The sequence below is a fragment of the Bacillus cereus group sp. N21 genome, from assembly GCF_016483395.1.
GTDB classification, from domain to species: Bacteria; Bacillota; Bacilli; order Bacillales; family Bacillaceae_G; genus Bacillus_A; species Bacillus_A pseudomycoides.
On record NZ_JAEHBX010000003.1, the window covers coordinates 158,821 to 173,971 of the forward strand.

Here is a 15,151-nt window from a genome sequence, read left to right on the forward strand (position 1 = left end):
TAGAGACGGGGACAATTATTACGTATAAGTTGAATTGTTAGAGTATTTCGTGTCTTTGGTATAAGAGGTGATAGTTACGCAAAGTTTTTTGAATCGTTAACATTTGAAGATATCGAAGGGGAGCATTTTAATATTTACTAATGGGAGTAAATGAATCTTAATTTGTACTATTTTCATAGTTTAGATGTGCTAATTTGCCCTTGATCATTTATACTCAATCTCCATTTTGTTCCATTTGGAGAAGTCAACGTCACAGCATTCCCTTTTTGAAATTCTAAATCTCCATATAATGTGCCACCAGTAGTTGGCAACCATGAGGAGCCATGCTGTAAAGATGATTTTGCGAATATTCGATTTATCCGAAAACGTTTGTGATCTTGTGTATATCCGCTTAGTGTTAGTTTAACTTTATACAGCATAGCTGACCTTACTTCTGAAATCACAGTGTCTCCGACATTAAACTGGAGATCTTTAGCCACCTCCCATGGTCCATTTAGGCTCTGTTGATATTCAATTAAAATACGACTTGGGCTTTCATTCCATCCAAAATAGATACCGATGCAATTAAGCATGTTAATAGGCTGCTTAGAAAAATCTAACTCGATTACAATTGGCTGAGTGCTAGGAACATCCACGTAATTTACACTTTGCTCATCGAGTAAGTTAAAACAATTATTAATATGTCCTCCATAGGGGGCTTTTCCAGAAAGTTGGCGCACTGCGTAGCGGACATTTGCATTTACTAATATATCATCTTGATTCCCAACTAGATGTGCTTTTCCTAATGCAAGAGGAGGATATATAGGAAGGGATTCTTCATGTGGTGAGGTACACCGATTGTATAGGCCACGATCGAGAATAGATGTGGAAACTTGATTTGAGAATAGGTAGTTATGATGAGAAATGGAAGAGAATTCGATAACGAGGGGAGGAGCATCCATACGAAAGACGTCCCATATCACTCCTTCAAACATATTATAGGCGCCTGAACATCGGATTACCTTTTTTGTTTGTTTCCGGCATTGAACTTGGATTCCCGCAAAGGTGTTCCCTGAAATTTCGTAAGGTAATGCACTATTTCCTATAATCTCGATACCATACTGACAACCATCTATAAAAATAGAATGGAAGGAGTTTGCATTAATCCAACAAGGATTGTTTAAATCCTCAAGCTTTTCTGTTTTTAAATAGATAGCCGTATTAAAGTTTGTGATTTGGATTGAGTATGCCTGAAAGAAACTTATGAAGTCCCATGCCTTTTTACAGGATAAATGAATTGCAATACCTTGGTAAGTTGTTGTACGGTTTATAATATTGATATTTGATATAGAAGTATGATTAGGAATTTCTATTTGTTGGGCACCAGAAAGATAAAGAACGGATGAGTTAAAACTATTATCCACGATTTCAATCGAACCACCAGAGATTGAAGTGTTTTTTTGAAGTTCAAACACTTGGAAATTCCCTTTGACGATTAATGTCACAGTGAGATCCATTTCAAGATGTACATTTGACTTAATAACAATAGGAGAGGATATAGTATATTGTTTCTTCCCGGTGATAACAACTTTGGAATAACTGTTGGCCGCGCAATAATTAATGGCTTCTTGAATAGCTTGGGAATTATCGAGTAAATCTGGACTGGCACCAAAACAATCAATATTAACAACACTTTGATTTTGGCAGTCTTCAGCAAAATTAAGAGGTTCTGTCAACTTATAACACTCCTTATATGTGGGATATTATATAGTATGCATGTTTGAAAAAAAGCATATATATAAAAGAAAAAAACAAACGATGCCCTCGTTTGTTTTTTAATATTGATAGGTTTCAAGCGTAGAATGAATCATGTTTGAGAGGGAAAAGGATTTTTCTACTTTTTCTCTTGCCGCTTTGCCTAAACATTTTCTTAAGTCTTGATTGTCATGAAGTAACTGGATTTTCTTTGCAAATTCTTTTTCAGAATGATGGGAAATGAGAATTCCGGTTTCATCATCTATAATGGCTTCTTGGATACCACCAACATCTACAGAAATAATAGGTGTTCCAGAAGCCATTGCTTCAAGGACTACCATTGGAAACACTTCTCTTAGGGACGTTAGAAGCAGCAAGTCCATACTGCAAATAAATTCATATGGATTAGATGTATTACCTAAAAGCGTCACCTTATGATTTAACTTGAAATCACGAATCATTTTTTCAATAAAGTCCCGTTCAGGTCCATCTCCAGCAATATAAAACATTACGTTACGTACATCTTTTAACTCATTTGCAATTTTTAAAAAAAGTTCATGGTTTTTCTCTTTTGATAATCGGGCTAAAATTCCTATATTGAGGGTTTCTTTAGGTTGTATTTGTTGAAAAGAAAAATGTTTTACATCAACACCATTGTAAATCGTTCGGATAAGGTCTTTTCTTATACCCAATTGCAGTAATCTCTCTTTCTCGAAGTTACTCACGGCGATAATCTGATTAACATGTTGATTTAACACTTTTTTAAATAGCGCGGGAAACTTTTTTTCAAGTATTGTAACATTATGTTTTGTATAAATGAGCTTAATTCTTTTTTTCGTGATTTTTTTAATTACGATAGAATACAGTAACATTCTGAAACTATTTGCATGGATAACATCAATGTCCAATTTCATCACTTGTTTACTTAATGTATAGAGGTTAGCAGGATGATTTTTTAAACTTAAAGGAATAAAATGATGCTTATTATGAATTTGATGATACAACTCACCTGTGGCAGCTGCTGAATAAAACGTCATATTTTCATCTTTGAGATGGTTTTCTAATTTGCAAAAATACATCTCAGCGCCACCTGTTATGAGTTTATCGGTTAATAGTAGAATATTGTTCATTTTTATTTCCCCCCACTGGTCATAGAAGGAGGTCGGTCTCCTCTGTTTTTCTTGTATGCATGATAGGCATATTGACTAAAATAAAAGTTGGTTTTTACAAAGTTTAACTTTTCTTGGTTTCGTAAGAGTTTCCAATATCGGTAGGCAGCTTTTAATTTATTCCTTGAAGTAGAGTTACTTACAATACGATATTTAGATAAAATCTTTTGTAAGCCATAGGCTTGATATCCTAGCCGTAATAATGCTAACCATAGGGCAGTATCTTCAGGCTGGATAACGGGCATTTCAATTTGTTTAAATTGATGCCTATCTAACATCACGGTTAAACAGCCAATCGTCGTATTTCCCAGCAGATATTTATAATCTACAACTTTCGGTGCATTAACTTTAATATTCATTGAATTTCCTTGTTCGTCAATTAAAGAATAAGAGGTAAAAGAAAAAGCAAGATTATCTTTTTGCATAAAAGCGACTTGTTCTTCTAGTTTGGTAGGTAACCAGAGATCATCGCTGTCTAAAAAGGCAATATAATCTCCTTGAGCTTCTTTTAATGCTATATTTCTAGCTCTAGCAGCACCAGCGTTTTGAGTTAAAGTAATAAGTTTAATTCGTGGGTCTTTTTCTATATATTGTTTGATGACATGAACGGAGTCATCTTTCGACTTATCATCAACGATAATCATTTCCCAGTTAGCATATGATTGGGCCTGAACAGATTCAATGGTTTCTTTTATAAATGGAGAACTGTTATACGAGGGGGTTATAACGGAAACCAATGATTCGCTATCTTTTTTGGTGTATATCATAAAAATCAGCCTCTTTTCTTTCATATACAGAAATATATTTTAAAGTAATTGCTAAAAAGGAGAAAAGCGCTTCATTAATCATGAGAGAAAGGGATACCATCTGCAATAAAAAAGCAAAAAGTGTAAGAATAATAAAAGGTTTTTCAATATGCAATTTAGTTCTAAAGAGCTTGATAATGAACAGTAATAAAAAAGAAAAGTAAAAAAGAAAACCAATAATTCCAGCCTCTACTAAGATTTCTAGATATGTATTATGAACATATAGTTTTTCATTATGTTCAAATGCGTAATAATCCGAGAAATTAAAGGCACCGATTCCCAAAAGGGGATGAGACATAAAATAGTTAATCGCCTGTTTCCATAATTCGAATCGACCACTTCCTTTATCAGAAGAAAAGTCATTGATACGGCTGGAAATGATCTGGTTTAAATCAATCTGAATGAAAGAACATGCGGCGTAGATTACAACTAGGCATAACAGAGCAACAAGTATCATTTTTACCTTTTTTAGAAAATCCGCTAATATTATATACAAAATGATAACGAGTATTAGGGCAACAATACCGCCTCGAGAAAAGGTAAGAAGGTTGGTAATTATACATAAGATAAATCCAAAGGAGTTTTTAAATCCTTTTAAGTGTGTTAAATAAAACGAAAAAAACAATGTATTATAAAAAATGAAGATGTTTGGATCATCAAGTAGTCCAATTAACCTTGGATAATCTCTATCTAATAATAATCCGTAAGAAGTAATCTCAACGCCTGTTGGGGATCCCCCGGTTATTTGTAGTCCAATTATGTACAATAACAAACTAATCATGTTAAATAGTATCCCGACATTTGCAATGGAAGCTTCAATAGCACGAATTGAAGCTTGCTCCAGCATATATCTCATGATGAAATAGCAGATAAGGACAAGGATTACTCCTAGAATGACGCGAATACTTGATTCTGGATACTGTGAAAAAGCACCACTTAGACAATAGGTAAAATAAAATAAAAGCAATAAAATTTCATAATGATAAAGGGGACGAAAGTAAAAGTCTCGAAAATAAATACAGAAAAAAATGGCTAAAAAAATCATGTAAATTTTTAATGAAAAACCGATGGACAAATTATATTTACTAAGTGTAATAAAAAATAACAAAAGAAAGACTTCTAAAGTAGAAGTATTTCTTTTAATTTGTAATCTTTCCATTCCCTCGTTGTCTCCCGTCTTTTAAATGGTTGATATTCTGTTGTTTTTTCTTTCTTATAAAATTTTTAATCAAGTTCCGAGTAGCTTGATCAAATAATAAAACCATCGTAGACATTAAGATAATGGTAGAGAACATGGCTATAAAAGGAAACTTATATAATAAGTAGTGTAATAGGATAAAACTTATCGAAAAGTAGGATCCGTATGGAATAACGACTTTGGTTAATACTGTTTTTCTGATTGGATTTGCTAATATATAACCAATAAATGATACGATTTCCATCGTTAAAACAGAAAAAGCTGCCCCCGCTATTGCATAAGTAACACTCAGATAATAAAAAGACACTAAGCCAATAGAGATGGTTATAAACTGAACAATAGTACGGCGATTTTGCATTCCTCTTGTTGTGAGACCATCAGCGATGGCAATGTTAAATCCTTGTAAGACAATAATAAAGGACAATATTTTTAAAGGTTGAACCGCAAATCCCCATTTATCTCCAAATAAAATCGTGATCAGATAGGGGGATAAATAGAATAAAGTTATTGTCATACACATCCCAATCAAGGACATAAATTTCATTTGCAGGATATTTAATTCTGTATGTTTCTTTACCTCCCCATGACTATGATGCTTAAATAACAGTGGGAAAAATGCACCTGCAATAACCCCGGGTATTTGATAGAGAGCTGAGGGGATTCGGTAAGCTACTGCAAAGAGCCCAACAAGCCCTAAGGGAAGTGTTTTTTCTAATACTAATGGACCTAGTTGAGGAGTTAATATAATAAATAACCCACTAATTAAGAACGGGCTAATATTGATCAATAATTCTTTTTGAAAAGGGACTTTCCATTTGAATTCCATGTTTTTTCTGAGTAAATACAGGCAGTAAATGCCTCCAGCTAAATAAGAAAAACCATATAAAAAAGCTGTTACATGTATATCCACTTTTAAGCTTATACACAAAATGGTTAATGTGACTAATACAATGGCTGAGAAGATTTTTATGGATGCAATAAATTGCATTCTTTCAGATAATTGAAAGTAGGTTATGCCTATGCTTTGCAGCACTAGGCCGATGATTAAAGGAATCATTAAACTATACATCATATAAAGAATTTGTTGTTCATGATAAAAGACGTGGATACCGAAAGAAAAAATAACAAATGTTAAAAGTAAACATACTACTCGAACTTTTATATAAGAAAAAAATGTAGTGCCTGGGTTTTCCTTTTTTGCTCCTTCTCGAAGGAACGTATTACTGATTCCTAAATCTGTAAAAAAATGCATGACCATGGAAAGAGCTAGTGCTACACTAAATATTCCATAGTTCTTTGAGTTAAAGTAATTTGCCAATAGTATGAGCGTACTTGCATTTAAAACATTAGCTAAAATCGTGCTGTAAAGTAAGTGGAATATATTTTTAATAATTGAGTTTGTTTTCTTATTCACTTATTTCTCTCCCAATTTACAACTGTAAAGTCACTTAAGTACAGATGTAGGTTCTTTTCCACTAGGTAAAATAGCGTCTTTTTGCTTAAGGTAATAATCATATGTATTCGCAAGACCTTTTTCCAATGCATATATAGGTTGCCAGCCTAATTTTTGAATGCGCTTTTTATTGCAGAGCAAACTTTCTTTGACGTCACCGTCTTTTGCAGGTTGGTAAATGGGGGAAACATTTTGTACACTAATTTGCGCAGCTTGGTGAACTACAAAGTCAGGTTTAAACGCTTCTATCGCTTTTTCTAATGATCTTTCATCTTCTACATTATCAAAGAAAGCTATACTTTTCGAATGAACATTATTTACGGATCAGGTGGATAAGTTATCATACACAGCCACTTCATAATGATTATGAATTAATTTGTCTACAATATGGAATCCGATAAATCCGAAGCCCCCCGTTACTAGCACTTTCTTCATTTTTTATTCTTCCCTTCAATATTTATCTAGCTCCATTTCCAGTAAATACAATGGCCAATGTTCGACATAAAATCTTGATTTCCATAGCGAATGATCTATGCTGGATATAGTATAAGTCGAATGCTAATTTTTCTTCGGGAGTTAAATCATATCCACCATTCACTTGCGCCAATCCTGTTATTCCAGGCGTTACAAGTAAACGATGTTTAAAATTAGGCAATGACTTATCAAACCTTTTATAGAAATATTCTCTTTCAGGTCTAGGGCCAATGAGTGACATATCTCCTTTTAACACGTTAATAACTTGAGGGATTTCATCAATTCTAGTTTTTCTTATAAATGTACCTATTCTTGTAACCCTGGGGTCCTCTTTACTTGCCCACTGAGGACCGTTTTTTTCAGCATCTAAAAACATGGAGCGTAACTTTATTAATTTGAAATCTTTTCCGTTTTTTCCTAGACGCCGTTGATAAAAGAAGGGAGAACCAGTTGATTCGATTGGGATAAGGATGCAAAAAAGAACTAAAATGGGCGATAAAAGTAACAGCATGAAAAGCGAAAAAACAAAATCTATAAGTCGTTTAACAAGAAGGTAGGATGAAGTTGATAGAGGTTTTACTTGTATTTCTACCTGTCTATCAATCTTTATTTTTGGGTCCAAAAGTTACCCCCCTTTATGAAATAATGACTGTACCGATTATTTCATGGTTGCTATGTTCTAGTTGTTTTTTTACATTCGTAATCTTATCTAACTTATCACGGCCTTCCTGTATCACTAAAACAATGCCATCACAATGTTTCGCGAGGATTTGTGCATCTGGTGTGTTTAGGAAATCGGATGTGTGAAACAGAATGATATCAAAATGCTCTTTCCACTCCTCAATTAGGATTGGGAAGGTCTCTAATGTTAACAATGTCACTGGCTCATAAAGATCTTCACCTGTAGATAAACAAGATAGATAATCCGTTATTTTTATTGTAGTATCCTTATTTTGCTCTCTTAGGAGTAAGGTGGTTAGGCCAAATGAATGATCGATATTAAACACATGATGTAAAGAAGGTTGACGCAGATTCGCATCCACTACCAACACTCGTTTTCGTTGTTCTGAAAAAGCTAGGGCCAAATAAGCAGTAGCATTGGTTATATTTTGTGTTTGTGCAAGTGAAGTAATCATTAATATTGGTTTTTCCTTTTGAAGGTTCGGTTCAATATGGTTACATATGCTATAAAATCGTTCTTTGATGGTGATATCGTATGGATTAAAGAAATATTTCCTCTTAAATTTGATGGTCATTATGTTCACCTTGTTTCATTGAAGATAAGCTTTTATAAGCTGTTTTTTGCTTGTTGTTTCTTTTTTTGGTATTTAAGTTTACTCTTCCTAATAATGGGAGTCCAAGATGTTCGAGTTCTCGATTGTTGTAAGTTGAATCATCAAAGTGTTCTCGTAGAATTGCCAAGCCAATTCCGACAAAAAAGCTAATTATGATTGAAATGGCTATAATGAATTTGGGTTTTGGAAAAAGTAGTTCGGCTTCTTCCGTTACCCCGGAATCATTAAGAATATTAAGGCGGTTTACATTTGCATAGTCTTTAAATTTAGATATGGATTGCTTTGCGACAGATTGTGCAATTTTTTTAGCTAATTGTGGATTAGAGTCTTTCACTGAAATCGTAATAATCTGTGAATCATTTCTATTAGTAACGGAAACCTGTTGAAGCAAATCATAGCTTGAACGAGTTAGCTTTAACTCTTCTTTTACACCTATCATGATATATGGGCTTTTTATGATATCCATATATGAAAGAGCTAGCTGTTTGTTATCTTGTACTCTATTTACTGGATTTTCCTCTTTTTCTACGCCTAAAGATCCAGCAAGAACTTGGGTGGAGTACTGATAAATCGGTTTCATAAGGTACATGGCTGAAATAATAATGAACCCGCTAGTACAAATTGTCGTAAGTATAATAATTAAGAATCGCCTTTTTAAAACTTGCATAAACTCTTTTATTTTTACTTTTTCATTCATCTAGTTCACCACTTTTTCAATTTAATAGTAGAGTTTTGGCGTGATTTTCCGAATGGGAATTATCACCTTTGATTTTGAAAAGGTCCTTATAACATTTATACTAGGGTGAAAAAATTATAAACCTAGCATCTGAACAAAAATTGAACAGAATGCTTCTTCCTAAATTTTTACTATGTAGGGCATAGCCACATCGTCATCAAGCTAAGAGTGCCAAGGGGGTATATGTGAGTATGTTTTTTGAAATTTCTATGACTACAAAAAAGGTGTACATAACAAATAAATTAATCAAATGGCTACTTAAATAAAGAAGTCGATCATTATGCTATTGTTCTTATAAATCTAAATAATAAGTGTTTTTTCTGAATATTTATGGTAATATTTTGATATAAATTGTGTTTTATTGAAAATACTAGTAATTTTTGGGTATATTTAACTTTCCGCAAATTTATTTATAAATCCATAAATGTATGAATTAAAATGTTTGGTTTTTATATGAAGCTTTATAATCTTATCTAGTTAAAAGGAGAATATAATGAATCATTCTATGGATATACAATATTTGTGTGATATTTTATATAAAACATTTCAAGTATCTATTCAATTTTTATCTACAGATGAAAAAATCTTATATAAATCTACTTTTAATGATATTTGCAGTCCTTTTTATTCTTCTAAGGAAGAACAACTTAGTGAAATTTTTCAGGAAAATGATCTCTATGATTTTCCGCTTATGAGAGGGAACAGTTATCTAGAAAATTTCGTTTTTATTCACATAGTAGATCATGAATATATAAAAGGAACCTTTGTTATTGGACCCTCAACATATCCCAAGGTATCAGAAGATATGGCCATTAGACTTATGAATGAATTTGGGGGAAATGTTAGAATACAAGATGGAATTGAATACTATCATTCCATACCTGTGATAAAAAAAATAACTTTAATTGATATAGGAATTTTATTACATTACATAATTTTTAAAGAAAAGTTAGATGTAGGTGCTGTTTGGAGAGAAAATAAATTATTGGAGAAAACCTCCTATGAAATTGCGAATCCTGATTTATATATTTCAGCCCGGCGTCAAAATAATTCTGATCATTATGATATATCATTGGAACGGAAAATTTTCACAAGCATTAAAGAAGGGGACAAAGAAAAATTAATAAAATATGCATATGCATTTCCGCAAGAAGACGCTGTAATTTCATCAAAAAGAAATCAACTAAGAAATCAAAAAAATAATGGAATAATGGCCATTACTTTAGCTACTCGTTATGCAATAGAGGGGAATCTCCCGCCAGAAATTGCTTTTTCGCTTAGTTCTCTCTATATGGAGACCATTGAACAACTAGATAACATGTATTCGGTCAATAGATTAATTGAGGACGCTTTATGTGCTTTTGCTGATCGTGTTAAAGAATATAGTATTCAAAGATATTCGAATACAATTACTACATGTTTAAATCATATTAGAAAAAACATTTACCATGAAATATCTCTCAATAATCTCGCTACGTTGCTTGACATTAATCCTACTTATTTATCTAAATTGTTTAAAAAAGAAGTAGGAATTCCTTTAAGTGAATATATTCAAAGGGAACGAGTAGAAGAAGCAAAAAAACTATTAACATTAACTACATATCCATTATCAGATATTTGTGCTTGGCTTAACTTTTATGATCAAAGTTATTTCACAAGAGTTTTCAAAAAAATATGTAACATGACTCCTAGACAATATCGTGAAAAGCATACCGTGATATAGGCTTGATATCTTAACAGCTAGGTGAGATATGTGTAATACTTGATCACATATATATAATGCATCAACTCAATTTACCTCGCTATTTATAAGAAATAATACTCTTACCTCAAAAACTTTCTCTGTTTATCCCGCATTAACAGGCAGTAAGACCCCCACCTCAAAATTCAGCAAAAGCAAAGAAGATAGGTGGGGGATCCTGCCCGTAAAAGCCCGATTGGTCGGGCTAATAATTAGTAGGGATGAAGAAAACCCCCACTGATTAAAGTTTCACTTTATTTGAAAATATGTAGAATCCATTTCCTTATAATTCTGCTCACTACATGAACATAATAAGGAAATGGATTTTAATACTTTAAGATTTCCACCTTTACTTTCAGTATGTAATAGTGCAGAAAGAATATTAAAAAATCCATTTGAATTAATATAGGAATAGAATGCGATAGCTAAGAAACTTTTGCTTTTCCATGTTTACCTTTTTAGCGTGGATTAAATGAATGTTCGAAATAAAAAAGAATCCCTTATTCTTTATGGAATTCTTTTTTAGCTGCCTATTAAAGAATAATCATTCCGTATTTTCATTTTTTACCAATACATGTTATATTTGGTAGCATAAAATATTTTGTGTAAATATACTTGTCTTGTGAATAGGGAAAATACAAGAGATTTTTAAGTTTGCCCCCCTTAATGAATGAAAGTGCATTTATATAAGCAACTAGAGAAAAGTATCACAATTCTTAAAAGAAAGAGTAGATTTGCCAATTTCTTTCGCGTAAGTAGGAAGACGTAGCGAATAGTCGAAACGATTGCTACCAACGAACAATCGATACAAAATATGGGGAAATATAAGCTTTATCTGTTCCATGTGATCAAAACGGAGCCTTTCAAACGCAATCATTCGCTCCATATCATCGTAGAAATGGATGGCTAGTATTCGTATGTATCAAAGTGAAATGAGTATATAGAACGCATTTTAGAACTCCATTATTCTCCTGCAACTGTAAGTAACATTATAATTCTGTAAACAACAAGATTGAAGTCACCTTGTATTTTAATAAAAATCTTTTTAGTAGGTGTAATATGATGAAAAGATATGAGGAGTTTGACTCTCTAAGAGGATTAGCAGCACTTCTTGTAATAATCGGGCATCATATGATGCTATTGCCTGCGTATGAAAATTATCAGTATGAGTTAAACAGTCCCTTCATAATTTATTTATTCAAGGAAACTCCTTTACGTCTTTTTTTTAGTAGCGGCAACGAATCTGTTATTCTCTTTTTTGTATTGAGTGGTTTTGTTTTGTATTTATCTATTAATAATGAGAAATTTCATTATGATACATACATAATAAAACGGATTTGCCGAATTTATATACCATATTTAGTAGCAATCAGCATTTCTATTATTGCTAAAATGCTTTTTAGTCATAATGATATGCCATTTATTAGTGATTGGTTTAGTAAATCATGGACCACTGCAGATACACCAGCTTTATTATTACAACATCTTGTTTTTATCGGTGAGTATAACACAGACGCATATAACAATGTTATATGGTCTCTTGTTCATGAAATGAGAATTTCGATTATATTTCCATTTCTGACTTTCTTTTTTATACGCAAAAGGCTCAGATATTCCTTATTGTGGTTTATTGTTCTAAGTTTTTCTTCGACTATGGGTTTGTATTTGTTTAATCCTAGTGGAAGCATAACTAGTAGTTTTTTAAGTTTTCACTACATCACTCTTTTTTTTATGGGAGCTCTATTAGCGAAGTATCGTTATTTTATTTTCCATTATGTTTTAAATATGAATAAAATGGTGAAAATTGCATTACTGCTAATTGCAATTATTTGTTTTATGTACGAAGGAATGATTGGCGAAGTGGATTTTTTGAACAATTATGTATTGAGAGACTACGTTGTCTCATTTGGGGTTTGTATAGTAATGATTATGAGTGTCGCTTCATGGACATTTAGTGCGTTATTAAGAAAAAAGGTATTTATTTTTCTTGGAAAGATTTCTTATAGTCTTTATTTATATCATCTTGTTTCCTTATTCTCAGTTATGTATTTATTTTATGATAAACTACCTACCATATTAATAGTGTTTCTTTCCTTTTCTCTTTCTTTTTTACTATCTTCATTGGGGTATCTATTTATTGAAAAACCCTGCATAAACCTTGGGCGGTATTTAACTAGGAGATGGAGAAATATATTCTGGAAGGAAATAAAAATAAGGGATCGGATTTCATAGGAGTTTATATAGTAAGAGATCAAAGTTGAATCTTCTCGAACATGTAAAGAAAAAACGAGGATGTTAGATATAACAGAATCGGATATTTTCAAATTCATCTTATAGAAAAACATTCGTAAAAGCCGCTTCATTATACGATAGAGGGCTGGGGGAAAACGAGCTGGGCATTTGCGGAAGGCATTTTCCCTTAAAAGGATTGACAGCAACCTATATAAAGAAACATTTAGAATGTGACATTCGAGAGAGACAGGATGTAAACGTTGTTGTACCTATGTGCAAGGCTTGTGATGCATGGTTCGATGAAGGATATATTACTGTGAATTCGTTAGGATATGTAGATTGCATAGAGGATATGAACTCTGAAAAAATTGTAAAACAGATTTACTAAATGAACTTACGAAAATAAACGGTAGAAAGTGTTTTTATTGGAATCAGGAAAATAAGAAATATTTTGAATGGCACTATCATTATCATAGAATGACAACTTAAAAATTCAGAACTTTGGTGAGGGGAAAATCCAGTTGTTTGATCCAGAATCTTTTCAAACGATTCGATATACAAAACAAAAGTAAATGAGAGGGAATTTGGGACGGGGTTGTCATGAACCTAGTTCTTTCTTCATATGGAGGGATAAGTCTGAAACCTTTCTGATTACGGAATCGTCTTTTGTATAGGTATAAATTATTTGATGATTCTGATTGTTTATCCGTAGGCGCATAAGCGTCGTTATCCCTATATCTATCATATTTATATAGTTCTCATAGACCACTGTGATGGAGTGAATTTTTGTTTTGAGGTAACTTATTTTCTTAGTTTGATAGGCATGGAGTGCTCCCCCTATAAATACAGATTAAAAGTATTGTTGCTGTAGATATCCTGAATAAAAGGTATACTTTGATTAATATTTTTTAATTTATAAGATAAAAAAGATAGATGCAGTAGAATGTTCTACCACTATCTATCCTTTTTATCGTATGAATTATTGAGCTTTAAATTCGATCACTTGCTCTTGATTGATTGTTTTACCATCTAAAAGACCTTTTGCTGTTATGTAAATAATTGTTTTCTTAGAGTCTTCCAGCTGACCAATTGCATACTTTACATTGAAGTTATCATTGCTTAGTCGCCACTGTTCACCATTCCATCTACCAGTTATTTTTTGACCATCAGCAGCTTCAATTTTATCATCGTAATTTAGTGTACCAAACTCTGTTTTTAATGTATTGCTAGCAAAATCAATTTGAACTTTGTTTAATAATTTGATTGGAGAACTCGTTTGAATCTCGTATACATTGTCACTGATTTTTTTGAAGTGAATTTTCCCTTCTTGTCCTTTAACAAGTTTCATATATTGATCAGATGATAAGAAGAATTCATATTCTTCTTGTGTAATTCCCATATTTTCATGGTAAGGTAATCTTTCTCCAGGTTGTACAGTTTTTAAATATTCCATGTACCAATCATAATTTTTCCGAATACTCGCTTGCGTTTTTTTCGTAATTTCCTCAAATTTTTGTTTCTTATCTTCTTGCATTTGTATTGTCATAATATCAGCAGGTGTTTCTGATTTTACTAATAATGGTGTGATGAAATCCTTTGTGCTCTGATTGGTAGGTGATAAAACTTCTTCAGTTTTTTTCGGATTGGTATCCTGTTTATCCTCATTTTTTGTAGATTTAGTTGTTTCTTCTGCCGCAATCTTTTTTGTATCGACTGGTTTACTTTCAGTAGAATTATTACATCCAGCCAATAAAAAGAAAGTTGTAAGTGTCCCTAGTATGATTTTTTTCATTAAAAATTCCCCCATATTTTTTTCATAAAAACAAACAATACCATAATTATACATTGGAAATATTACCATAACAATTCGCTATTTTTGAAAGTACTTTAAGTTCTTCAATTTCTAGTTATTAGTATTGATTATTTGCAGCTTATTACAGGTGATTCGACCAATAGAGGAAACGTGTTTCAAGAAATGGGTGAGGTTTCCCGTAAACTGCTAGCACGTGATTTAAACGTATGCGTCGTAGTGCTGTCGCAATTGTCCCACGGGGTAGAGTCGCGTCAAGATAAGCGTCTGCTTTGGTCTGATCTAAGGGAGAAAGGGCAGATTGAGCAGAATGCGGGTGTGATTATGTATCGGGATGATTATTATGATAAGGAGACGGAGTATAAAGATATAACAGAAATTCAGATAGCAAAGCACTGAAATGAACTTGTTGGGATGATGAAGCTGCGGTTTTTGAAGGAGTTTGAGAAGTTTATGGAGGGGCTAAAAACAGACTAGTTCAAACTGATAAAATTCTTGCACTA

General features: G+C 32.5%; 12 protein-coding genes and 1 pseudogene. 3 read left to right on the forward strand and 10 right to left on the reverse strand.

From position 1 onward, the window contains the following. Window positions 1-173: 173 nt before the first annotated feature. From JDS96_RS02845 to JDS96_RS02885, 9 genes are all read right to left on the reverse strand, one after another. Window positions 174-1,715 (reverse strand): hypothetical protein, encoded by a 1,542-nt coding sequence (locus tag JDS96_RS02845; RefSeq protein ID WP_199665935.1) that lies wholly within the window; start codon window positions 1,713-1,715, stop codon window positions 174-176. Between the two features lie 99 nt (window positions 1,716-1,814). Continuing rightward, entirely contained in the window at window positions 1,815-2,864 is a 1,050-nt protein-coding gene (locus tag JDS96_RS02850; RefSeq protein WP_018782948.1) for a glycosyltransferase family 4 protein, read from the reverse strand. Window positions 2,865-2,866: 2 nt separating this feature from the next. Then, window positions 2,867-3,670, reverse strand: a complete 804-nt coding sequence (locus JDS96_RS02855) for a glycosyltransferase family 2 protein (RefSeq protein ID WP_018782949.1) — start codon at window positions 3,668-3,670, stop codon at window positions 2,867-2,869. Beyond that, window positions 3,648-4,868: an O-antigen ligase family protein gene (locus tag JDS96_RS02860; protein ID WP_199665937.1), complete on the reverse strand. Its 1,221-nt coding sequence runs from the start codon at window positions 4,866-4,868 to the stop codon at window positions 3,648-3,650. The genes JDS96_RS02855 and JDS96_RS02860 overlap by 23 nt, the downstream gene beginning before the upstream one ends. Further along, entirely contained in the window at window positions 4,849-6,321 is a 1,473-nt protein-coding gene (locus JDS96_RS02865) for an oligosaccharide flippase family protein (RefSeq protein ID WP_199665945.1), read from the reverse strand. Before JDS96_RS02865 ends, JDS96_RS02860 begins: the two co-directional genes overlap by 20 nt. A 363-nt stretch (window positions 6,322-6,684) precedes the next feature. Further along, window positions 6,685-6,795, reverse strand: coding sequence for an NAD-dependent epimerase/dehydratase family protein (locus tag JDS96_RS02870; RefSeq protein WP_199665947.1), 111 nt, complete (start codon window positions 6,793-6,795; stop codon window positions 6,685-6,687). A 22-nt stretch (window positions 6,796-6,817) separates the two neighbouring features. After that, entirely contained in the window at window positions 6,818-7,456 is a 639-nt protein-coding gene (locus JDS96_RS02875; protein WP_199665949.1) for a sugar transferase, read from the reverse strand. A 13-nt stretch (window positions 7,457-7,469) separates the two neighbouring features. Beyond that, window positions 7,470-8,090 (reverse strand): CpsD/CapB family tyrosine-protein kinase, encoded by a 621-nt coding sequence (locus JDS96_RS02880; protein WP_199665950.1) that lies wholly within the window; start codon window positions 8,088-8,090, stop codon window positions 7,470-7,472. Beyond that, the gene (locus JDS96_RS02885; RefSeq protein ID WP_199665952.1) at window positions 8,074-8,826 is read right to left on the reverse strand and encodes a YveK family protein; all 753 of its coding nucleotides are present in this window, start codon (window positions 8,824-8,826) and stop codon (window positions 8,074-8,076) included. The genes JDS96_RS02880 and JDS96_RS02885 overlap by 17 nt, the downstream gene beginning before the upstream one ends. Before the next feature lie 532 nt (window positions 8,827-9,358). On the opposite strand from JDS96_RS02885, the gene JDS96_RS02890 reads away from it, so the two are divergent. Then, window positions 9,359-10,588: a helix-turn-helix domain-containing protein gene (locus tag JDS96_RS02890; RefSeq protein ID WP_199665954.1), complete on the forward strand. Its 1,230-nt coding sequence runs from the start codon at window positions 9,359-9,361 to the stop codon at window positions 10,586-10,588. A 1,077-nt stretch (window positions 10,589-11,665) separates the two neighbouring features. Further along, entirely contained in the window at window positions 11,666-12,838 is a 1,173-nt protein-coding gene (locus tag JDS96_RS02895) for an acyltransferase family protein (RefSeq protein ID WP_199665956.1), read from the forward strand. Window positions 12,839-13,817: 979 nt separating this feature from the next. On the opposite strand, the gene JDS96_RS02900 is transcribed toward JDS96_RS02895, so the two are convergent. After that, on the reverse strand, window positions 13,818-14,630 hold the full coding sequence (locus JDS96_RS02900; protein WP_242479839.1) for a hypothetical protein: 813 nt from the start codon (window positions 14,628-14,630) through the stop codon (window positions 13,818-13,820). Window positions 14,631-14,741: 111 nt separating this feature from the next. Between JDS96_RS02900 and JDS96_RS02905 the strand changes: the two are divergent. Next, window positions 14,742-15,125: pseudogene (locus tag JDS96_RS02905) on the forward strand (DnaB-like helicase C-terminal domain-containing protein); the annotation flags it as partial. Between the last annotated feature and the right edge of the window lie 26 nt (window positions 15,126-15,151).